This is a genomic window from Pseudomonas sp. stari2 (assembly GCF_040760005.1).
GTDB lineage: Bacteria > Pseudomonadota > Gammaproteobacteria > Pseudomonadales > Pseudomonadaceae > Aquipseudomonas.
Window position 1 is genome coordinate 1725113 of the sequence record NZ_CP099760.1, and the last position, 21453, is coordinate 1746565.

The 21453-nt window shown below is 60.6% G+C and carries 20 protein-coding genes and 1 tRNA gene; 11 read left to right on the plus strand and 10 right to left on the minus strand.

Annotated features, from left to right (window positions below; all coding sequences use genetic code 11):
• The first annotated feature begins 3 nt into the window (after positions 1-3).
• From NH234_RS07915 to NH234_RS07955, 9 genes are all read left to right on the plus strand, one after another.
• On the plus strand, positions 4-318 hold the full coding sequence (locus tag NH234_RS07915; RefSeq protein WP_367256233.1) for a phage tail assembly protein: 315 nt from the start codon (positions 4-6) through the stop codon (positions 316-318).
• Positions 319-473: 155 nt separating this feature from the next.
• Positions 474-2918 (plus strand): phage tail tape measure protein, encoded by a 2445-nt coding sequence (locus NH234_RS07920; RefSeq protein ID WP_367256235.1) that lies wholly within the window; start codon positions 474-476, stop codon positions 2916-2918.
• Positions 2919-2927: 9 nt separating this feature from the next.
• Entirely contained in the window at positions 2928-3773 is an 846-nt protein-coding gene (locus NH234_RS07925) for a phage tail protein (RefSeq protein WP_367256236.1), read from the plus strand.
• Positions 3748-3954 carry a tail protein X gene (locus NH234_RS07930; RefSeq protein ID WP_139055585.1) on the plus strand — a complete coding sequence of 69 codons (207 nt, stop codon included), beginning with the start codon at positions 3748-3750 and terminating at the stop codon, positions 3952-3954. Before NH234_RS07925 ends, NH234_RS07930 begins: the two co-directional genes overlap by 26 nt.
• A 90-nt stretch (positions 3955-4044) precedes the next feature.
• The gene (locus NH234_RS07935) at positions 4045-4368 is read left to right on the plus strand and encodes a hypothetical protein (protein ID WP_367256237.1); all 324 of its coding nucleotides are present in this window, start codon (positions 4045-4047) and stop codon (positions 4366-4368) included.
• A 59-nt stretch (positions 4369-4427) separates the two neighbouring features.
• Complete coding sequence (locus NH234_RS07940) at positions 4428-5477, plus strand: phage late control D family protein (protein ID WP_367256238.1); 1050 nt, start codon at positions 4428-4430, stop codon at positions 5475-5477.
• 30 nt (positions 5478-5507) lie between these two features.
• Positions 5508-6071 (plus strand): glycoside hydrolase family 19 protein, encoded by a 564-nt coding sequence (locus NH234_RS07945; protein WP_367256239.1) that lies wholly within the window; start codon positions 5508-5510, stop codon positions 6069-6071.
• Positions 6053-6595: a lysis protein gene (locus NH234_RS07950; protein ID WP_367256240.1), complete on the plus strand. Its 543-nt coding sequence runs from the start codon at positions 6053-6055 to the stop codon at positions 6593-6595. Before NH234_RS07945 ends, NH234_RS07950 begins: the two co-directional genes overlap by 19 nt.
• A gap of 150 nt (positions 6596-6745) precedes the next feature.
• The gene (locus tag NH234_RS07955) at positions 6746-7540 is read left to right on the plus strand and encodes a DNA adenine methylase (protein WP_367256241.1); all 795 of its coding nucleotides are present in this window, start codon (positions 6746-6748) and stop codon (positions 7538-7540) included.
• Between the two features lie 304 nt (positions 7541-7844).
• Here NH234_RS07955 and NH234_RS07960 read toward each other — a convergent pair whose 3' ends face one another.
• Positions 7845-8180, minus strand: coding sequence for a hypothetical protein (locus NH234_RS07960; RefSeq protein ID WP_367256242.1), 336 nt, complete (start codon positions 8178-8180; stop codon positions 7845-7847).
• A 439-nt stretch (positions 8181-8619) separates the two neighbouring features.
• On the opposite strand from NH234_RS07960, the gene NH234_RS07965 reads away from it, so the two are divergent.
• Complete coding sequence (locus NH234_RS07965; RefSeq protein ID WP_367256243.1) at positions 8620-9045, plus strand: LexA family protein; 426 nt, start codon at positions 8620-8622, stop codon at positions 9043-9045.
• Positions 9038-10315 carry a translesion error-prone DNA polymerase V subunit UmuC gene (umuC, locus tag NH234_RS07970; protein ID WP_367256244.1) on the plus strand — a complete coding sequence of 426 codons (1278 nt, stop codon included), beginning with the start codon at positions 9038-9040 and terminating at the stop codon, positions 10313-10315. Before NH234_RS07965 ends, umuC begins: the two co-directional genes overlap by 8 nt.
• A 103-nt stretch (positions 10316-10418) precedes the next feature.
• Here umuC and NH234_RS07975 read toward each other — a convergent pair.
• The 9 genes from NH234_RS07975 to NH234_RS08015 form a co-directional block, all read right to left on the minus strand.
• Positions 10419-10492 (minus strand) — tRNA-Gly (locus NH234_RS07975).
• Between the two features lie 169 nt (positions 10493-10661).
• The gene (locus tag NH234_RS07980; protein ID WP_085729982.1) at positions 10662-11549 is read right to left on the minus strand and encodes an alpha/beta hydrolase; all 888 of its coding nucleotides are present in this window, start codon (positions 11547-11549) and stop codon (positions 10662-10664) included.
• A gap of 312 nt (positions 11550-11861) precedes the next feature.
• Positions 11862-12554 carry a pseudouridine synthase gene (locus NH234_RS07985; RefSeq protein ID WP_367256246.1) on the minus strand — a complete coding sequence of 231 codons (693 nt, stop codon included), beginning with the start codon at positions 12552-12554 and terminating at the stop codon, positions 11862-11864.
• 33 nt (positions 12555-12587) lie between these two features.
• Complete coding sequence (locus NH234_RS07990; RefSeq protein ID WP_085729984.1) at positions 12588-12806, minus strand: cysteine-rich CWC family protein; 219 nt, start codon at positions 12804-12806, stop codon at positions 12588-12590.
• A gap of 5 nt (positions 12807-12811) precedes the next feature.
• Positions 12812-14299: a sensor domain-containing diguanylate cyclase gene (locus NH234_RS07995; RefSeq protein ID WP_085729985.1), complete on the minus strand. Its 1488-nt coding sequence runs from the start codon at positions 14297-14299 to the stop codon at positions 12812-12814.
• A gap of 157 nt (positions 14300-14456) precedes the next feature.
• The gene (gene atzF, locus NH234_RS08000) at positions 14457-16229 is read right to left on the minus strand and encodes an allophanate hydrolase (protein WP_367256248.1); all 1773 of its coding nucleotides are present in this window, start codon (positions 16227-16229) and stop codon (positions 14457-14459) included.
• Positions 16230-16254: 25 nt separating this feature from the next.
• Entirely contained in the window at positions 16255-19887 is a 3633-nt protein-coding gene (gene uca, locus NH234_RS08005) for an urea carboxylase (protein ID WP_367256250.1), read from the minus strand.
• Positions 19888-20062: 175 nt separating this feature from the next.
• On the minus strand, positions 20063-20704 hold the full coding sequence (locus NH234_RS08010) for an urea amidolyase associated protein UAAP2 (RefSeq protein WP_085729988.1): 642 nt from the start codon (positions 20702-20704) through the stop codon (positions 20063-20065).
• Between the two features lie 11 nt (positions 20705-20715).
• Positions 20716-21441, minus strand: a complete 726-nt coding sequence (locus NH234_RS08015; RefSeq protein WP_085700578.1) for an urea amidolyase associated protein UAAP1 — start codon at positions 21439-21441, stop codon at positions 20716-20718.
• Between the last annotated feature and the right edge of the window lie 12 nt (positions 21442-21453).

The following is a 21453-nucleotide window of genomic DNA, read 5'->3' on the forward strand; positions in this document are numbered from 1 at the left end:
GCAATGACTCAAGCACTTCAAACCACATCCGAACAGCCGCTGCCAAAGTGGATGGAGCTCACCGAGGAAGGTTTCCGGATCAGCCTCAAGTACCCGACCGAACTCAATGGCGTTCAGGTCGACCGCCTGGCGATGCGCGCACCTTGCGTGCGGGATGTGCGGGCCGCGCAAGCGGCCTCCAACGGTGATGCCGAGCAGCGGGAACTGTCGCTGTTTGCCTCGCTGACCCAGACCCCCGAGGCGGATCTGGTAGCGCTCAAAGTGGTTGATTACATGCGCCTGCAGGCCGGCTATTTTCGTCTGGTCACGGACGACTAAGTGCGACGGTTCTACGTTGAAGATCCTGGCCAAACGCATGGCCAAGGAAACCGGGTTCTCGGCTGCCGAGATCGTGGCTATGCCCTTCAACGAACTGGTGTGGTGGCTCTCCGATTGAGCCACCACTCAACCCTTCCGACGCATAAGGCACGTACATGGCGAAGAACCTCGCGCTCGGCTTTGTCATTGGCGGCGCCGTTGATCCGACGGTAGGCAAAGCGTTCAAGGACGTCGAAAGCAAGATCAAACATCTGGATTCGGTAGGCAGCAAGGCCCGAGTCCTGCAGAACACCATCGGCGACACCATGCGTCTGCGCGATGAGTGGCGCAAGGCCCACATGACTGGTGCCGCCGGTGCGGACAAGCTGCTGAGCAAATACGAAAAGAACCTCGAACTGCTCAAGAAGCAGGGCGTCGAGGTCGGTCGACTGAGCAGGGCTTACGCCACGATGGGACGCGTCGCTGCCGGTGCCGAACTCAAGGCACTCGGACATCGGCAGATCGAGGAGGGCCGGTCGGGTCTGAAAAGTACCCTCGGTCAGGCGGGTGCACTGACTGCGGCAGCGGCTATCCCGACCAAGGTCAGTGCCGACTACGGCGCGATCATTCGCGACATCGCGATTAAGGCCAACATTGCCAACTCGCCGGAAGAGGCGCAGCTATCCAGAACCGTGATCGACACCTCACGCGATACCGGTATGGCCCGCAATCAGGTGGCTGAAGTGATCAACGCCCTGGTCGGCGCCGGCATGGAGCTGGACAAGGCTCTGGCCTATGCACCGACGGCGGCCAAATTTGCCGTGGGGCAGGGATCGGATGGCAGCGAAACGGCCAAGATGATCAACGCCCTGGGGCAGAACGCCAGGATCACTGACCCCAAGGTCATGCAGCAGGCATTGGAGGCCATCGCCTATCAGGGCCAGGCGGGCAGCTTTGAGGCCGTCGACATGGCCAAGTGGTTTCCTGAACTGCTGGCCGGAATGGGCAAGCTCGGTATCACCGGCATGGACTCCGTGACGCAACTGGGTGCCATGCTGCAGGTGCAGATGAAGACGGCCGGTGGCTCGGACGAAGCGGCCAACAACCTGAAAAACTGGATGGAGAAGATCGGCTCCGGTGAGACGGTCAAGGCCTACGAGAAGGCGGGTATCGACTACAAAAAGTCGCTGCAGACCGGCCTGCAAAACGGCAAGTCCACATTGGAATCCAGCTTTGCCTTGGCCCAAAAATACATCGAGGCGACCGATCCGAAACGGGCTGCCGAAATGGCCAAGGCCACGGCTGCGATCAGTAAAGAGGCCGATCCCGAGAAAGCCAAGGCCATGTTGAAGTCGCTGGAGGAGGCCTTGCGTACCGGTGACCTGTTCGCCGACATGCAGGTCAAGGCTGCTTTGACCGCGTACATGCAGAACAAGGATCTGTATGAACAACTGAAAAAGGATTCGGCCAACGCCACCGGGATTCTCGACAAGAACCTCGCCGAACGCCGGCAAACCTCGGCGCAGAAATGGGCGGAAATGGCCCAGGCCATGGACGATGCCATGCGCAGTATCGGCGATGCGATCCGACCTGTAACGGACGGCGTGGCCGATGGCATCAACAACGTCAGCCGCAAGCTCTCGGGTTTTGCCGATGAGTTTCCACGGGTCACGCTGGGCATTGGTACGGCCGTGGCTGGGCTGGTTGCGCTGAAGGGCGCCGTCAGCGCATTCAAGGTTGGCAAGGGCCTGATGAACCTAGGGCGCGGCACGCTGATGGGTAACCCGAATATCCCGCAGAAGGTGATCGTCACCAACCTACCGGGCTCGGGTGGCGGGCTGGATGCCGGCGACCTCGGTGGCGGCGAAGGCAAGAAGGGCAAAGGCGGTAAGGGCGGTGGCAACAGAGGCGGTGGACGTGGTGGCAAGATCGTTGGTGGCATGAAAGGTCCAGCATTTCTGGCGGTGGTCGATGCTGGCTTCAAGGCCTACGACACCTACGAGAATGCCGAGACTCAGGATGAAAAAGCCGAAGGATACGGGCAAGCTGCCGGCGGATTAGCCGGCACCTTGGCCGGTGCTGCTGCCGGCGCCGCCATCGGTTCGGCGGTGCCGATCATTGGCAACATTGTCGGCGGCCTGATCGGCGGTTACCTCGGTTATATGGGCGGCGATGCGGCGGGCGGGTTTCTGGGCAAGAAAATGTTCGGTACCGATGAGTCGCTGAAGCGGGTGCCGGACGCCGGGCCGCTGATGATGGCCAACGCCGGACAAAACCTGCCGCCGGTGATGGGTGACATCGCTCGGTCATTTGCCCCTAAGCCGGCCACTGGTCCATTGGCACCTGCAGCAATGGGCGATGTAGCCCGGTCACTTGCTGTGCCTACCGGCGCACCGGCTCCTCCGGCATTGCTGGCCGCACCGGTATCTGCCGCCAAAAGCGAATCACCCAAGTTCGAGCAGCGGGTCGAGATCTCGGCGCCGCTGCACATCACCGTGCAAGGCGACGCCAAGGATCCAGCTCAGATGGCGCGGGAGCTGCAGCCCTTCATCGCACAGCAGATGCAGCAGGCCACCCAGCAACTGCAGAACCGCAAACTCTACGACGAGCCGCATGTGTAAGGAGGGCTCATGGCCTACATGGAACAACTGCAGTCAGGGCTCAAGCAACTGGCTGCGGCGGGGGAGACCGGACGGCGCAGCCTGGACGGCATGATGGGGCCGGTCAACGGCGCGATCAGCGAGATCAGCGGCGCGGCCTCGGAGCTTGAGGGGCTTCCGATTGTCGGTCCGGCGGTGGGTGAAAAGCTGCAACGCGTGATGCGCGGGGTCAATGCTGCCCAGTCCAAGGTGGGGCAGGTGGTGGCCACCTACAACAAAGCCACCCGCGCCATGTCGCAGATTGACGAGCGCATGGGCCAGTTGAAGGAACAGACCGCCCGGGCATCCACCGCGATCAACAAAATCGCCGGCAAGGTCAGTCCGTCGCTGGGAAACATACTGCCGACCGGTGCATTGGCTGGCGACGCAACGCCGGTTCCGGAGGCGGTGAAACCATTTCCACACCTGCTGATCGTGCAACCGCAGGATCCCAAGGCGGTGCCCTATTATTTCAACCTGGATACCGCCGCCTTCGACGAACTGCGGCGCTCCACGGAGTACCGCTGGGCATCACAGGAGCGCCTCACCCGCCGGCCAGCACAGCAGGCGGTGGGGATCGGTGAGGAAAAGATCACCCTCAAGGGTGCGATTTTTCCGGGCTTCAAGGGCGGCATCAAGCAACTGGACACCCTGCGCAGCCTCGGCGCCCAGCTCCAGCCACTGACACTGACCACCGGCTATGGCGACGTACTGGGCACCTGGTGCCTGAAGAACGTCGAAGAAGAACAGAGCGCGCTGCTGCAGGGCGGCATCCCGCGCAAGCAGGCGTTCACCTTGGAGTTTTTACGTTATGGCGATGACCTGCAGAACGTCTGACGGGGATCTGCTCGATACCCTTTGCTATCACGCGTACGGACATCTCAGCGGCACCGTTGAGGCTGTGCTGGATGCCAATCAGGGCTTGGCCGATGAGCCGCAACCGTACCGTGCCGGCATCGTGATTGAGCTGCCGGATCTACCGGCGCCCGACGACAGTGAGGTGATGCTGTGGGGTTGAGTGCAATGTCGAGCTCGATTCAGCAGGGTTTGCCCCGCCCGTCGGGCGCCGATAAGCTTGTCATTTTTGCGAATGACAAAGGCACTCCTCATGGAAAGATCGACAGAGTTAAGGAAAGTAAAACGCAGTATTTGGGGAGAGCTCAACTACAGGCTGAACTGGATCATCTTCGGCACCATCGGTGCAATCCTCCTAGCCTTTATTCCTGTACTCGGATGGCTCCTCGCTATTGGGGTGATGGGAGCAGTGCTATTCAAAACCTTCGGTTTTCGAGAAACCCAGCTCGTCGGCAGCTGCCCAGCATGCACCAAATCGCTACCGGTTGATCCGAAGAACGACGTATTTGCCTGTCCCGTCTGCAGCAGCGTTATTGCTGTGGGAGAGGACAGCCTGACCATCGTCAAGATCGACTGACCATTAGAAAAGTGAAACCACTGAGCCCGCCTTGTGCGGGCTTTTTTATGGACGGAACAATGACTCCAATCTTTCGCGTCGTGGCTGACGGCGCCGACATCACCCAGCGGATCAACGACCGGCTGCTGCAGCTCAAAACCACCGACAAGCCGGGCATGGAGTCAGATGAGTTCGAGCTGCGCATTGATGACCGCGACAGTGCAGTGGTGCTGCCCTCGCGTGGAGCCAACATCGAGATCTACCTGGGTTACGCGGAAACCAGACTGACCCGTATCGGCCGTTACGTGGTTGATGAGATCGAGCTGTCCGGCCCACCTGACACGTTGGTGATCACCGGCAAGGCCAGCGACATGCGTGGCAGTGGCAAGACCACCCGCAGCGGCAGCTGGGAAAACGTACCGTTGTCACGGATCGTGGCCGACGTCGCCGCCCGCAACGGATGGCAGGCGGTCTGTCCGGTGCAGACCAAGGTGCCACGTGCCGACCAGCTCAACGAGTCTGACTTCAACTTCATCACGCGCCTGGCCAAGCAGCACGACTGCACCGCCAAGGTGGCCGACGGCAATCTGCTGGTGATGCCGCGTCAGGGCGGGGAGAGCGCAACCGGTAAGGCGCTGGGCACGGTGATGATTCAGCGTCGAGATGTCAGCCGCTTCCAATTCAGACTCGGTGACCGCAACACCCACAAGGCCGTGTCGACCAAGCACCAGGACAAGAAGACCGGCAAGCTCGCCGTCGTCACCCTCGACAACGACGAATCGCCGGACGGCCTGCCGCCGGTACACACTGACCGTCATATCTACCCGAACAAATCCGCCGCTGAAGCGGCAGCCCAGGCCCGCCTAACGGCATTCAACCGCTCCACGGCCGGCGTCCGGCTGGAAATGCCGGGGCGTACCGACCTTTTTGCCGAACGATCGATTAACGCCCAAGGCTTCAAGGTGGGCCTTGATGGCGAGTACCTGGTCGACTCTGTGGAGCAGGTATTCACCCAAAGCGGCTGGAGCACAACCGTCGAGTGCAACGGCGGCAAGAAGGGCAAGGCGAAAGCCAAAGGTAAGAAGAAAAAAACGGCGAAGGATCTGAAGGTCGTTCAGATCAAACAGTAGCGTCGCATTTCCACATCCCAGGAGAAATCCATGTCACTGACAGAACAGCAACTGCAACGCATCATGCCCAACGCCCGCCGCCAAGCGGGCGTTTTTGTTTCCGCCCTCAATGTGGCAATGGATCACCGACAGATCAACACGCCCAAGCGTCAGGCCGCGTTTATCGCCCAGGTCGGGCATGAGTCGGGACAGCTCAACTACGTACGTGAGTTGGGCGGCGATCAGTACCTGAGCAAGTACGACACCGGCACCTTAGCCGTGCGGTTGGGCAACACGCCCGAGGCCGACGGTGATGGCCAGCGCTACCGTGGTCGCGGGCTGATCCAGGTCACCGGCCACAACAACTACCTGCGGTGCAGCTTGGCACTGTTCGGCGACGAGCGTTTGTTGCGCACGCCGGAGCTGCTTGAGCTGCCGCAGTGGGCCGCCGAGTCGGCCGCGTGGTTCTGGTGGGTTCGCGGGCTGAATGCCTTGGCGGATCAGGGCGAGTTCGAGGAAATCACCCGCAAGATCAACGGCGGCCTGAACGGTCTGCAGGATCGCCTGCAGTTGTGGGAGCGGGCGAGGGCGGTGCTATGCGCATCAGCGAACTGATCCCGACGCCGTATCGGCTGTTTGGCAACGCGGCGCTGCTGGCCACTCTTGTCGGCGGATCTGCTGCCATAGCCTGGCAAGTGCAGGATTGGCGTTACGGCAAACAATTCGCCGAACAGGCCCGCCTCCACACTGAAGCCCTCAATCAACTGGCTCTGGCCTCGGCCGCGCAGCAACGTGCCGAACAAGATAAACGCCTCGCGCTCGAGCAGCGCCTGGCATCCAGTGAACAAACCCATTACCGAGCCTTGAGTGATGCCCAACGTGATCAAGGTCGCCTGCGCGACCGCCTTGCCACTGCTGATCTGCGCCTGTCAGTCCTACTCGACGCCACCACCGGCGCCGGCAACGGATCGGTGTCAGCCACCACCGCCACCGGCGGTGTGGTTCATGGCCCCACAAGAGCCGAACTTGACCCAGCGCATGCTCAACGAATTATCGGCGTCACCGATGACGGCGACCGGGGGCTGATTGCCCTCGCGGCCTGTCAGGCATACGCCAAAGAAGTCTCAACGCCGAAGTGAAAAAGAGCGGCTGGCCCGGATGCGTCAACATCCGGGCCAGCCGCCGTCCCTGCAGATAGTCCCTGCAAGTCCAGCCAAGGCTCTCGCTCCGTGCACAAAGCGCGGCGAGCCTAGCACCTGTTTATCTATACAGTAAAGGTCTTGCTTTTTATGTCTACACCCATCATCCCTTGGATGGGCGGCAAACGCCGCCTGGCCGACCGTCTCCTTCCGCTTTTTCCGCCACACGAATGCTACGTCGAAGTCTTTGCCGGCGGTGCCGCGCTCTACTTCATGAAGCCCCAACCATCGCCGGTCGAAGTCCTCAACGACATCAACGGCGATCTGGTCACGCTTTACCGTGTCGTGCAGAACCACCTCGAAGAATTCGTGCGCCAGTTCAAATGGGCACTCAGCTCGCGGCAAGTGTTCGAATGGCAGAAAATGACCCGCCCCGAAACCCTCACCGACATCCAGCGCGCCGCCCGATTTTTCTACCTGCAGCACCATGCCTTCGCCGGTAAGGTCTCCGGTCAGACGTTCGGCACAGCGACCACTGCACCGGCCATCAACCTATTGCGCATCGAGGAAAACCTCTCGGCCGCGTGGCAGCGCCTGTCCGGCACCTACGTCGAAAATCTTCCCTGGCTCGAATGCGCGGAACGCTACGACCGTGCCCACACCTTCCACTACATGGATCCGCCTTACTGGCAGACCGCCGGGTATGGCGTGGACTTTCCGTTCGAGAATTACGAGCGGATGGCCGACTTCATGCGCCGCTGCAAAGGCAAGGTGATGGTCAGCATCAACGATCATCCCGACATCCGCCGCGTGTTCGAGGGTTTCTACTTCGAGACCTTGGATATTCGCTACACCACTACCAATCAACGGCAAGGGAAGGCCGATGTTAGTGGCGAGCTGGTGATCATGAACTGGGAGCCTGCCGTATTCGGTGGGCTTTTCTGAACGCGGATTTCGATGAAACCCATGCATCAGCTAGTCGTGGCGGTCGTTAGCTTTTTGTTACGAGTATTCATTGGGACTGGGGTGAACCACAAAAAGTGGTGAACACCTGGAAAAGCCTCCATCGAAACGAAAAGACCCCGCAATGCGGGGTCCAAAATTCGTTACGGCGAAAATTATGCCGCTTGCTTGGCGCCTACGTGGGATGCCAATGCTTTTTCGGTAGCGTCCAGCTTACCCTCGATCGAGTCAAGAATAGCGGCAGCGCGCTTGGCCAGCGCAGCAAATTCGAAATCGCTTAGCTTTTTCACAGGAATGACCTCATATCTAGTTGTTTAACAAAGCTGTCGAGTGCTTCGGAATCGTCATTGTCGATTGCCTTAGCAATACCTTCCATGCATCCCACGTACTCCTGAGCTTTTTGCGCAGTGTGGGCATCATCAATCTGGTTGGCGAGTAGATCAATGATCGAGCACACCTCCCTAAACTGTGCCGCAATTTCCGCGTATGTTGGGTTTTCAAGCTTCAACACGCTGATCGAGTAATTCTTTGCTTGGTGTAAAACCCGATTCGCGGCGTGCAGTAGAGCGTTGTAAAGGAGTTCAACGGTCTGCTGCTTGCTTCTTAGCTCTTCCTGAACCATCCCCGAAACCCGACATTTTGCTAAAGGTCGCGGGATTCTATAGCTATTGGCGAGACTGTCAACGGCTTCATTCAGTCTCGAACCAAATATGGGCTACGTTTTTCATCTCGTCAATAAATGATATTTATCCCCTCGTTTCGTTATCTCAATGTGTCTAAATCACTACGTTATGGTTAACGGCGTGAGCTCAGACTTCTTTAGCGGCCCTACTCGCGTAGGCATTTCTGCCCAAGAAACGTTCTATTAATCTTTGTGCCGTTCGTCGAAAAATCAAGCCATGCAAACGAATGCTCGAGATTTTCAATCTTCACGGGCGCTGTTTCGGTAGCGCCCAGCTACTGCCATAGCTGGGCCGTTCGTCAGGCGCATCGAATAAAAATTGACTGTAGCCGTCTCTCTAAATTAACTGTACGTCCATACAGTATATTTGTCGAGTGTCATGAGCTATCAAATAATTGGGCGTGTCACGGAGGCTGGGGTGAGGCTGCCTTATTGCCTATTCAAAGTCCCTGCAGGATTCCCTTCTCCTGCTGCGGATCACATCGAAGCGCAGATCTCCTTGGATGAGGTGTTGAACATTCGAGCGCCCCATGTCTATTTGGTGTCGCTCACTGGTGAAAGCATGCAGGGCGCCGGGATCTATGAGGGAGACTTGGCCATTGTTGATCGATCAATCGAGCCAACCCACGGCCACATTGTCATTGCTCTGCTGAACAATGAGCCCATCTGCAAGCGCCTGTGCCTTCGTGGCAGGGAAGTCATCCTGATGTCAGAAAACCCCAAGTATCCGCCGCGATACGTCCTTGAAGGTGACGAGTTGGCGATCTGGGGTGTGATCACCAGCAGCGTGCGCAGCCATGTCTAAACCGCTGCCGGTATTCGGCCTGATCGATTGCAACAGCTTCTACGCCAGCTGTGAGCGCGTGTTCCGACCAGACCTGGCCAGGGTGCCCATCGTGGTGCTGTCGAACAATGACGGTTGCGTCATCGCCCGCAGCTACGACGCCAAGCCCTACGTGAAAATGGGCGAGCCGTACTTCCAGATCAAACAAAAGCTCAAGCAGCACGGCATCGTCCCGTTCTCCTCGAACTACGCGCTTTACGGCGACATGAGCGAGCGTGTCATGACCTTGATCGAGTCAATGGTGCCGGCCGTCGAGGTTTACAGCATCGACGAAGCTTTCGTCGACCTCACTGGCATTAACGACGTCGACGGCCTCGGCCGCAAGATCCGTAGCCAGGTGCTGCGCTGCACGGGCATCCCGGTCGGCGTCGGCATCGCGCACACCAAGACCCTGGCCAAGCTGGCCAACCACACCGCTAAACGCCTGCAGGCGCAAACCGGTGGCGTCGTGAACATCTGCGACCCGATCAAGCGCGACTGGGTGCTACGCAACACCGACGTGGCCGAGGTCTGGGGAGTGGGGCGACGCATGAAGCTGCACCTGGATGGTATGGGCATCAAGACTGCGATGGACCTGGCCAAGGCAGACGCCTGGACGCTACGAAAAAACTTCAGTGTGGTGATTGAGAAGACTGCCCGTGAGTTGGCTGGCACTGCATGCCTTGAGTTGGACGAGCCGGATCCCCCCAAGCAGGAGATCTGCTGCAGCCGCATGTTCGGCAAGCGCCTTACGGAGTTGGCACCGATCAAGGAGGCCGTCGCTACTTACGTGATGCGCGCCTCGGAAAAACTGCGCGCTCAGAACTCGCTGTGTAAGAAGATCCGCGTCAGCATTCGCACCGGCATGTTTAATCCGGACGAGGCCAAGTACGCAAACGGCGTCCTGATCGAACTGCCTTATCCTACCGATGATGTGCGCCTGCTGACCAACGCCGCCGTCAACGCTGTTGAGCGCGTATTCCGGCCGGGATTCAAATACAGCAAGGCAGAGGTGATGCTCGTCAATCTTTGCCAGCCTGGTCAATTCACCGAGGATCTATTTGCCACCACGCAATCGGCCGAGGCGACGAACCTGATGACGGTGCTGGATAAGATCAACGAGAGGTGGGGCAGGGGAACACTGCGGTCTGCGGGTGTGCCGATCAATCCCGATTGGGCAATGCGGCGCGAGATGATGAGTCAGAGCTACACGACAAAGCTTGATCAGTTGTGGAGGGTCGCTTGCAGGTAGCGGAGGTGGCAGGTTCTGTTCGTTACCGGACACTAAAAACCGGAAACAGACACCTTAACGGACACCTTGGAGTAGCGGGGTAGGCTGTAGGCCTTGAAAATAGTGGAGCGGGTGAAGGGAATCGAACCCTCGTTATCAGCTTGGGAAGCTGGAGTAATGCCATTATACGACACCCGCTCAGAGCGGCTGACTTTGTACCAGACTCGGCCACGGATTTGAAGTTTTCTTTGTGTGTGGCGAGCGGAAAAGCCTGAATCAGAGCCGGATCGGTCAATCGCGGGCAAGCGCTGCGGGCTGGAGGACGGCTTTATCTCAGTCCCGCAGGCTTGCTCGCGACGACACTGTTTCAAACGGCCAATGCATGGTGATCCTGAGTAAACGGGTGACGCGTTCGGCTGATAGGCTGCTGTGCAGGTTTCAGGAAGCCGAGCAGCGCGTTCTGGCTGTCCCGGCAAGCGGACTTGTGTTCCATGTCGAGGAAGTGTCCGGTGGCCTGCAGGGTGGTAAAGGTGCTCTGTGCGACATGGCTGCCGAACAGGCGCGCATCTTCGGCGGCGGTGTATTCGTCCCATTCGCCATTCATGAACAGCACCGGCACGTTGATCTTTTTCGCCGCGTTCAGATAGCACTGGCGATCACTGTTCAGCACGTTGCTGATGTGAAAGTGCATTTGTCCGTATTCGTGCTCGGCCAGGCTGCTGACGTGGCGATAGTTGAAGCGCTTGAACAGCGACGGCAGGTGCTTGCCGATGGTGTTGTTGACCAGATGGCCGACCCGGTCGCCGTCGCGTTGGCCGAGGCATTCGACGCCGCGTTCCAGGTAATCAAGCATGTGCGCGTTGATCACCGGGGAGAACGAGCTGATCACGGCTTTTTCGATTCGCCGAGGCTGATGGGCGAGGGCGACCATGGTCGCGGCGCCACCCCAGGAGAACGACAAAACGTGTTCAGCGGCGAAGTGATCGATCAGCTCCAGCAGGATCAGACCTTCGACTTCTTTCGTCAGATGTTTCTCGTGGCGATTGTGGATTTTCGACCTGCCCGCGTAGGGCTGGTCGTAGCAAACCACGTTGAATTGAGGGTGCAGATTTTTCACGGTCTGTGCAAACGACGCAGTCGTGGCCATCGAGCCGTTGACCAGAATAATGGTCTTTTCCGCGGCGTCTGCGCGATAGAACTCCGTGTAAACCCGATACTGACCCTGTATATCCAGCACAGCGATTTCTGGCCTCATGTCATAAGACTCCTGGCAAGCGGGTATGCGCGCAAATAGAGATTGCACGAGCTTTGTGACAGGTAGGCATACGCCTGGAATTTTGGAGCCCATGTCGATCCGGAACGGCAGGTCGACGGGTATTGTTATTGGCGGGCAATCTGCCGGCTGAGGCGGAGCCTTGAAGGCTCTCTACCGACAAAAAGTTTCTTAGAAGTTATGTGTGACTCATCGGTCACAATTTGGCCGACGTCCTGATTCAAGCAGGGGGATCCGGATCGCGCAAGTGCCGTTGGTAAATTGTTCGACAACTTCTGCTGAGCGGTCGGCGGCTTAGAACAAATGGATCTCTTCGGTGCGCAGGGCGCGGTATTCGCCCGGTTTTAGCGCGTTATCCAGGTTCAGCAGGCCCATGGATTCGCGGTGCAGGCGCAGCACTTTGTTGTTGAAGTGGCCGAACATGCGCTTCACCTGATGGTAGCGACCCTCGACGATGCTCAACCGCGCTGTTCGCGGGCCGAGCACTTCCAGCTTCGCCGGTTGGGTGGTCAGGTCTTCGAAGGCGAAATAGATCCCCTCGGTGAACTTGATCGCATATTCCGGGCCGATCTCCTGCTCGGTCTCGACGTAATAGACCTTCGGCAGCTTGGTCTGCGGTTGGGTGAGGCGCCGCGACCAGGTGCCATCGTTGGTGATCAGCATCAGCCCGGTGGTGTTGAAGTCCAGACGCCCGGCGATGTGCAGGTCGTCCTTGTCCGGCTCGTGGATCAGGTCGAGCACGGTCGGGTGCTCGGGATCGCGGGTGGCGCTGACGCAGCCCTGCGGTTTGTGCAGCATGAAATAGCGTGCCGGTTTGCCGCTTTGCAGTACTTCGTCGTCGACTTCGACACGGCTGAATTCCAGGACTTCGCTATGGGGATCGCTGACGACTTTTCCGTCAATGCGCACGCGCTTTTCCACCAGCAACAGGCGAACCTGTTTGCGGTTGTAGCAGGGCAGGTTACTGAGGAAACGGTCGACACGCATGATCAGGAATCGGCAGGCAGCGGGGGGCGCATCTTACGGGATCGACGGCTTGGCCGCTTGCAGTTGCGCCTCGACCTGGGCGCAACGCGGGCACAGACAGGACTTGTCGCGCAGTTCCGGCGGCAGGGCTTCGAGCACTGCCGGGTCAATGGAGACGCCGTAGCACCAGCAGGCGCGGTCGGCGGTGCGCGGGTCGGCCAGGGTGCAGTCGTTGCGGGCGCCGCAGGCCGGGCAGAGGTCAGGTTTGTTCATGGGCTTCAGGCATAGGTCGAGTGAGGCATTTCCACGCAGGTGCGATTGCGGCCAGTCTGTTTGGCCCGATACATCGCATGATCGGCCCGGGACAGCAGGCTGTGCAAGGTGTCATCCCGTTGCAGGGTGGTGGCGCCGATGCTGACCGTCAGATTCAGCGTGTGACCGTTGTAGGCATATTCATGCTGTTCGACGTGCTGGCGGATCTTCTCGGCAATCTTCTGACCGGTCTCGCCGTCGGTGTCCTTCAGCAGAACGATGAATTCCTCACCGCCCCAACGGCAGACGATGTCGGAATGGCGCAGGCAGCTTTGCAGGTCCCGGGCAAAGCCGATCAAAACCTGATCGCCGGCCATGTGTCCGTAGGTGTCGTTCAACTCCTTGAAATGGTCCAGATCCAGAAGCAACGCTGTCAGTGGTTTTGGCTCGCGGTGGGCTTCCTGCAGGGCTTGCGCGGCGAGCAGATCGAAGCCGCGGCGGTTGGGCAGTTCGGTGAGGCTATCGAGGGTGGCCTGGGCGTGGATCTTGTCCTGGTAGCGTTTGATCAAGCGGTTCACCAGCCACAGCACGATCAACGTCACCAGCAGGCAGATCAGCAGATTGATGTACAGCGACTGGCGGATTTCGCTCAGCGCGCCGTCTTCACGTTTGTCGACGAACAGGTACCAGTTCAACTCGGGAATGAACCGCACGTTGAGGAAATGTCCCTGGCCGTGGGCTGAATATTCGTAGCTGCCGCTGTGGGGTTTGGGCAACTGGCTGACCAGGCTTTTCATGCTGTCGAGATCGTTGAGGCTTTTCCCGACCCGCGCACCTTCCGGGCCGCCCTCGGCACCGGTCAAGACCAGTCGGCCGAAGGTGTCGACGAAGTAAACGCTGCGTTGATAGCGCTGCTGGTACTTGTCGATCAGCTTGATCACCGCATCCACCGTCAGCCCTACGCCGGCGGCGCCGATGAAGCGATCGTTGTAGTCGTAGACCTTGTAGTTGATGAAGAAGGTCATGTTGTCTTTGTTGGCCAGGTCCGGGTCGACGTTGATCTCGTACGGATCCTTCATGTCGCGCACGCGGAAGTACCAGGTGTCGCGCGGCTCGTCGATTTTCACCTGCTTGAGCACGCCCTTGGCGTGGTAGTAGGTGTGGGTGCTGTTGGAGACGAAGAACGCGGTGTAGGCGCCGTAGTGGGTCATGACCTCGTCGAGGTAACGGGTCATCTGGTCGCTGTCTTTTTCGCCGTTCACCACCCAGTCGCGCATGAAGGTGTCGCGGGACATCATCGAGGAAATCAGGATCGGTCTGACGAGGTCTTTCTGGATTTCCGAGTACACCGTGTCGGAGGTCAGCGGCAGTTCGGTGTTGACGATGTTGTCGCGGATCGAGGCCCGCGAGGCGTAGTAGCTGAGCAGCGAGGTGGCGAGGAAGCCTGCGCCGAGGAGGGCGACCAGAGTCAATACCAGCGAACGTTGGGAGTAAAACGCAGATCTGAGCGGCATTGGCAGTTCCGTCGACGGTGGCCCGATGGCAGCATTCTAGTGAGATGGCCGGGAAAAAACTGCGGGATTTGTGCCTGAAATGACGGGTAATCAGACGCCGCGCTTTCTCACCGACCCTCTCCAGCAGAGAGGGTCGGCGATTTGCAGGGTTTTCGGGTCAGTTGCGGCTGGCCAGGTAGGCGCGCCAGCCGCCCAGATGGCTGATGTCGATCGCACCTTCCAGGCCGTAGGGTTCACAGATGAATCCGTTTTCCCATCGGCCATCCGCCAGTTGCACCTTGCCCAGCCCGAGCGGCGCCGGAATGCCGGTCAGGAACGAACCAAGCTCGCCGCTCGGCAACTCCCAGACTTCCACCTCGATTGCCACGCCGCCTTCCGTCACGCGCAACATGCCCGGACGCAGAGGTTGACCACCGGCCAGCGCGTAGAGCTTGTAGTCCTTCGAGCTGCAGGTGGCTTCGATCAGGCGTGCGCCGCGTTGCTGCAGCTGCCAGTTCAGGGCCAGTCCATCGAGGTGTGCACCGCAGACCACCAGCCGCGCCCGGTCGTTGCGCGCCGGACTCGTCGGTGTCGGCAGCGAGGGATTTTGTTGGCGCTGCAAGGCGTCCGCCAGGCCCAGCAGATACTGGTCGGTGAACGCTCGGCTAAACAGCGTCACGCCCCACGGCAAACCGTTGCCCATGAGCGCACTGGGCACGGCGACGGCCGCGTAATCCAGCAGGTTCATGAAATTGGTGTAGTAACCCAGTTCGGCGTTGCGCAGCACCGGCTCGGCGTCCAGTTCGGCCAAGGTCACTGGTCGGCCGATGGTCGGCGTGAGCACGCAGTCGAGTCCGTCGAGGGCCTGATCGCAAACGGCTTTGAGCGCTTGCAGTCGATATTGTGCACGGAACGCTTGCACGCCCGTCACCGAGGGCGCTTTGGCCAGCACCGCGCGGATCACCGGCAGCACCGTTTCGGGACGCTGTTCCATCAATTCGCCGGCGACGCTGTAACGCTCGGCGACCCATGGCCCTTCGTACAGCAACCGCGCGGCCTCGAGGAACGGCGACAGATCCAGTTCGACCGCTTCGCCGCCCAGAGCCTTCAGACGGTCGATGGCATCGCCGAACAGCAGCGGCCCTTCGGGGCAACCGAAAAACTCAAGATCCTGCGCCCGCGGTACGCCAAACCGGAAGGGTTTGGGAGCACCGAATGCCGAGCCGTCATTCCACGCCGGATTGCGGCGGCTGTATTCATCCCGTAGGTCGAAGCGGGCGGTCAGTGCCAGCAACTGGCTGGCCTCGCGTGCGGTTGCGGTGAAGGTCGTGACGCAGTCCAGCGTGCGGCAGGCCGGTACGACCCCGGCGGTGGAGATCAGCCCTTTGCTGGCCTTCAGACCCACCAGATTGTTCAACGCCGCCGGCACCCGACCGGAGCCCGCGGTGTCGGTGCCCAACGCAAAACTGGCGACGCCGAGCGCCACCGCCAGCGACGAGCCGGCGCTGGAACCACCGGAGGGATATTCCGGCAGCACGCTGTTCGGGCAAGCGCCGTACGGTGATCGGCTGCCATTGAGGCCGGTGGCGAACTGGTCGAGGTTGGTCTTGCCGAGCGGAATTGCGCCCAGCGCCAGCAACTGTTCGACGATGGTGGCCGAACGTTCGGGAACGTAGGCGAATGCCGGGCACGCGGCCGTGGTCGGGACACCGGCCAGGTCAATGTTGTCCTTGATCGCGAACGGCACGCCATACAGCGGCAAGCTCTCTGGATCGCGGCCGTCGAGGCTGGCGAGGTACGGCTCCAGTTCCTCGACGCTGAGCAGATGAATAAACAAGTGATAGTCGGGATTGAGCGCAGCGGCTTTTTCCCGCAGGGCCAACAGCAATTTGCGGGGTGTGGTCTGGCCGTCGCGGTAGGCCTGGCGCAGGGCATCGAGTTGCAGATTCATGGGGTCATCCTTTGCAAAAATGGGTTCAGTCGAGTTCCAGCACCACCACCCGTTGACCGGCGCGTACCGCCGAACCGGGTTGCACGCGAATCTCCCGGACCACGCCGGGCAGCGGTGCGAGCACGGGGATTTCCATCTTCATCGACTCCAGGATCACCAGCGCATCGCCGGCCGCGACGCGACTCCCGACCTCGACCTGGACCTGCCACAGGTTGCCGGCGATATGGCTGTCGACACTCTGCTGACCGCAGGCCAGTGGCATTTCTTCGCAGCTTTGCGACACGGCCTCTTCGCTGTCGAAATGCGCCTGGCCGCTGGCGATCCAGCGATCGCGCTCGGCGTTGAACGCGGCTTGTTGCTGAAGGCGAAAGGCGTGGATGCTCTCGGCCTCGCGGTTGAGAAACGCTTGATATTCGCCGAGATTGAGCTGGCTTTGTTCAATGTTCAGGTCGAAACGTCCGAGGGGAAAATCCCGGCGGATGCGCAGCAGTTCGTCAGCGCTGACCGGGTAGAAGCGAATCTGGTCAAAGAAACGCAGCAGCCACGGTTTGCCTTCAAACGCGGCGACTTCGCGATAGCGGTTCCACATCTGCAAGGTACGCCCGACGAACTGATATCCGCCCGGACCTTCCATGCCGTAGACGCACAGGTAGGCGCCGCCGATGCCCACCGAGTTCTCGGCGGTCCAGGTGCGCGCCGGGTTGTACTTGGTAGTCACCAGCCGATGGCGCGGGTCGAGCGGTGTGGCGACCGGCGCACCGAGGTAGACGTCACCGAGGCCCATTACCAGATAGCTCGCATCGAACACTGTGCGTTGCACCTCGTCGAGGTTAGGCAGGTCATTGATGCGGCGGATGAACTCCAGATTGCTTGGGCACCACGGCGCGTCCTTGCGCACGGTGGTCATGTATTTCTCGATCGCCAACTGGCAGGCCGGATCGTCCCACGACAGCGGCAGGTGGACGATGCGCGACGGTACTTGCAGATCCCCGGCAGCGCACACGGCATCCCACTCGCCCGCGACGATCCCGAGCAGATCAACCAGCGGCAGTTGCTCGGGCTGATAGTGGATCTGCAGTGAACGAATGCCGGGTGTCAGGTCGATCACGCCGTGCAGGTTTTTGCTTTCCAGCGCCTGCATCAGTGCGTGGGCCCGGAAGCGCAGGACCAGATCCAGCTCCGGGGCGCCGATTTCCAGCAGCAGATGGGTATCGCCGGACAGTCGGGCGACCAGTCGCGTGTCCCCCTGACCCAAATCCAGCACCACAGGCGAAACCAACTCCTGTGGGAGCTGGCTTGCCGGCGATGAGGTGGGTGCGGTGTCTGGTCGGGTCCCATCGCTGGCAAGACAGCTCGCACAGGTATCCCAATTCAGGGTGAGATCGCGTGCGGTCTTGAGGTCGACGGGCACGAACTGCACTTTGTCCCCGGCCTTGAGCTGACCCAGTTGCCAGAGATCCGCCTCGATCACCGTCACCGGGCACACGAAACCGCCTAGGCTCGGGCCGTCCGGGCCGAGGATCACCGGCATGTCGCCGGTGAAGTCCACCGCACCGATGGCGTAGGGGTTGTCGTGAATGTTCGACGGATGCAGACCGGCCTCGCCGCCGTCGGCGCGCACCCACTCCGGTTTCGGCCCGATCAGGCGCACGCCGGTGCGGCTGGAGTTGAAATGCACTTCCCATTGCGTGGCGAAAAAGGTGTCGATGTAGTTTTCAGTGAAATATTCAGGCGCGCCATGGGGGCCGTAGATGACGCGGATCCGGCGCACGGCAGGTAATTCGCTGACGTGATGGGGGGCCAATGTCTGCCCGGCGCTGCGCTCACTCAGGGCAGCCAGATGCAGCACGTCACCGGCGCGCAAGGCACGTCCGCCATGGCCACCGAACTGGCCGAGGGTGAAGGTGCTTTTGCTGCCCAGATAATCCGGCACTTGCACGCCGCCGCGCAGGCACAGGTAGCTGCGGGCCCCGGCGCCCGACAGATTGCCCAGATGCAGCTGGCTGCCCGCGGGGATCAGCTGGGCGGTATTCATCGCCTGCGGCTGGCCATCGAGTGTCAGGGCAATCGGTGCGCCGGTTACGGCCACCACCGCATCGCAATTGAAGCGCAGCAACGGCCCGCTCATGGTGATTTCCAGCGCCGCCAGGCCTTCATCGTTGCCCAGTAAACGATTGCCCAGACGCAACGCGCGGCTGTCCATCGGCCCCGAGGGTGGCACGCCGACCGCCCAGTAGCCGAGGCGACCGGGGTAGTCCTGGACGCTGGTCTGGGTGCCGGCGTTCAGCACTTCAAACGTGTTGGCCCGGTACACCAGGCCTTCCAGGCAACGGGTCCAGGGCTGGCCGCTGGCGAATGGCGTATCGAGCAGAATCTGCCGCAGGTAGTCGCGGTTGGTTTCCACGCCGTACAGCTGGCTGTCGCCGAGGGCCTGATGCAGATCGGTGCGGGCCTGTTCGCGGGTCGGCGCCCAGCTGATGACTTTGGCGATCATCGGATCGAAGTAGGGCGGGATCTCACAACCGGCCTCGACCCAGGTGTCGATGCGCAGGTGCCGGCCATCGGCGACCGGGAAATCGACCGCCGTCAGCAAGCCGGGGCTGGGCTGGAAATCGCGGCCCGGATCCTCGGCATACAGCCGCGCCTGAATCGCATGCCCCTGCGGTTGCAGGCCTGCGAACAACTCGGCCAGCGGCGGCAAGTCACCGGCCGCCAACTCGATCATCCAGCGCACCAGATCGACGCCCCACACCTGTTCCGTAACACCGTGTTCGACCTGTAATCGGGTGTTCACTTCCAGAAAATAGAAGCGCTGCGCATCGCTGTCGAAGACGAATTCGACGGTGCCGGCGCTGCGGTAATTCACTGCTTTGGCCAGTTTGATCGCCGCTGCGCACAGCTCATCCGCCATGCCTTCGGGCAGGTTCGGTGCCGGGGTTTCTTCAAGGACTTTCTGATTGCGCCGCTGCACCGAGCAGTCGCGCACGCCGAGAGCGATCACCGCGCCGTGGCCGTCGCCGAACACCTGCACTTCCAGATGCCGCGCACGCTGGATGTACTTCTCGATGAACACGCCAGCGTCGCTGAAGTTGTTCTGCCCGAGGCGCTTCACCGCGTCGAACGACTCGCTCAGTTCGCTGGCGTTGCGGCACACGCGCATGCCGATGCCACCGCCACCTGCAGTACTTTTGAGCATCACCGGATAACCGACCTGCTCGCCGGCAATCAGCGCGGCGTCGAGGCTGTCGAGCAGTTCGGTGCCTTCGAGCATCGGCACGCCGTGCTGTTTGGCCAGGGCGCGTGCGGTGTGCTTGAGGCCGAACACCCGCAGTTGCTCCGGTGTCGGGCCGATGAAGGCGATGCCATGGTTTGCGCAGGCTTCGGCGAACGCGGCGTTTTCCGAGAGGAAGCCGTAACCGGGGTGGATCGCAGTGGCGCCACTGGCTTTGGCGATGGCGAGAATCTTGTCCACGGCCAGATAGGTGCCGGCCGCTGCGCCATCGCCGAGGCTGTGGGCTTGCTCGGCTTGCAGGATGTGCAGGCTGGCGGCATCGGCTTCGGAATACACCGCGACGCCTTCGACGTGCAGTTCACGCAAGGTGCGCAGAATGCGGCAGGCAATCGCGCCACGGTTGGCAATCAGGACTTTTTCGAACATGGAAAATCCCCCGGAGCCCGCGCAGGTGGCGGGCTCGACTGGGAGGCGGGCCGTCCCGCCGTTTTTGTTCAGGCGCCAGGGTCGTCCCCGACGGCGAAATCACTTCACTTTTTCAGGCACTGGCTCGAGCGCGCCTGGCACAGGGCAAACAACCAGCGGCGCAGACGGACGAACTTCAGTTCCATACCAGTAGCTCCGCAGGTGTCGGGTTGTAGGCGTTGCACGGGTTGTTCAGTTGCGGGCAGTTGGAAATCAGCACGATCACGTCCATTTCCGCGCGCAGGTCGACGTATTTGCCAGGGGCGGAAATACCGTCTTCGAAGGTCAGGCCGCCCTCGGCAGTCACCGGCACGTTCATGAAGAAATTGATGTTCGGCCCGATGTCACCTTTGCCCAGGCGCCCGTCGTGAGCGCAGGCGCGCAGGTAGTTGTCGCGGCAGCTGTGCATGTAGCGTTTTTCCAGGGCGTAGCGCACGGTGTTGCTCTCTTGCGCGCAGGCGCCGCCGAGGGTGTCGTGGCGGCCGCAGGTGTCGGCGATGATGGTCAGCATCGGTTTGCCGAGGTTGGAATACAAAACGCTGCCGGTGCTCAGGTAGACGTTGTTTTGTCGACGCAATGTGCGCTGCACGTCGTAGCGCTCACGGGGATTGGCGGCGCTGTAAAACAAGGTGTCGACCGCCTGATTGCCTTCCAGATCGAGGATGCGCAGGGTCTGGCCGGCCTTGACTTCCATCAGCCAGGGTTCGCCGGCGGGAATGGTGGCGCGGTATACCGCCGCGTCCGGTTGTTTTTGCGAAGTGGCGATAGCAACTGACATGGCGACGATCCTCAGGCGAACAAACGGTCGGTGTTGATAAAGCCGCGCTCGTTCTCCGGGCGCGAGGTACGGCAGTGCTCGGCGACGCTCGGGTCGGCGTTCATCCAGCTCAGCTTCAGCGGTTTGGGCGCGTATTGCGGCGACGGATCCAGCGGATGTTGCAGGGCTGTGAGCACAACCAGGGTGTCCATCGGTGCATAGAGTTCGATGTAGTCACCGGCCTGCGAATGGCCTTCGACAAAGTGCAAACGCCCGCTGTCGTCGACGTTGACCCGGCTGAACAGGTTGAGGGTCATCAGCAGGTCGGACAGGCCCAGCCCCCACTTGCCGAGCTCCACCAGCAGGTTGTCGGTGCCATTGCGAAAGAAGCCGTTGCGCAGTTCCTGATAGCGACCCTGGCCGTATTTCTCCGCGACTTCCTCGGCGCACAGCACACCGCCGAGACTGTCACTCCAACCGCAGGTATCCGCCGTGATCGCCGCCAGCACGCGACCCATGTCCGAGTAGAGGCAATGGCCCGCGGTCAGCTTGGCGGTGTGTTGACATTTGAGGCTGTCGGGCAGGTTCAGGCGCTCGGTTTTTTCGTTGGCGTTGAGTAAGGTCAGGCTGACGTTGGCACCACCGCGCAGATCCGTCAGGCGCAGCAGCTGCCCGCGTTTCAAGACGAAGGAGCGATGGCCGCCGCCGGGCAGGGTTTCTTCGGCGAAGGGTGGGAAAATTCGGGTTGAATCAGTCATGGAAGGTTCCTC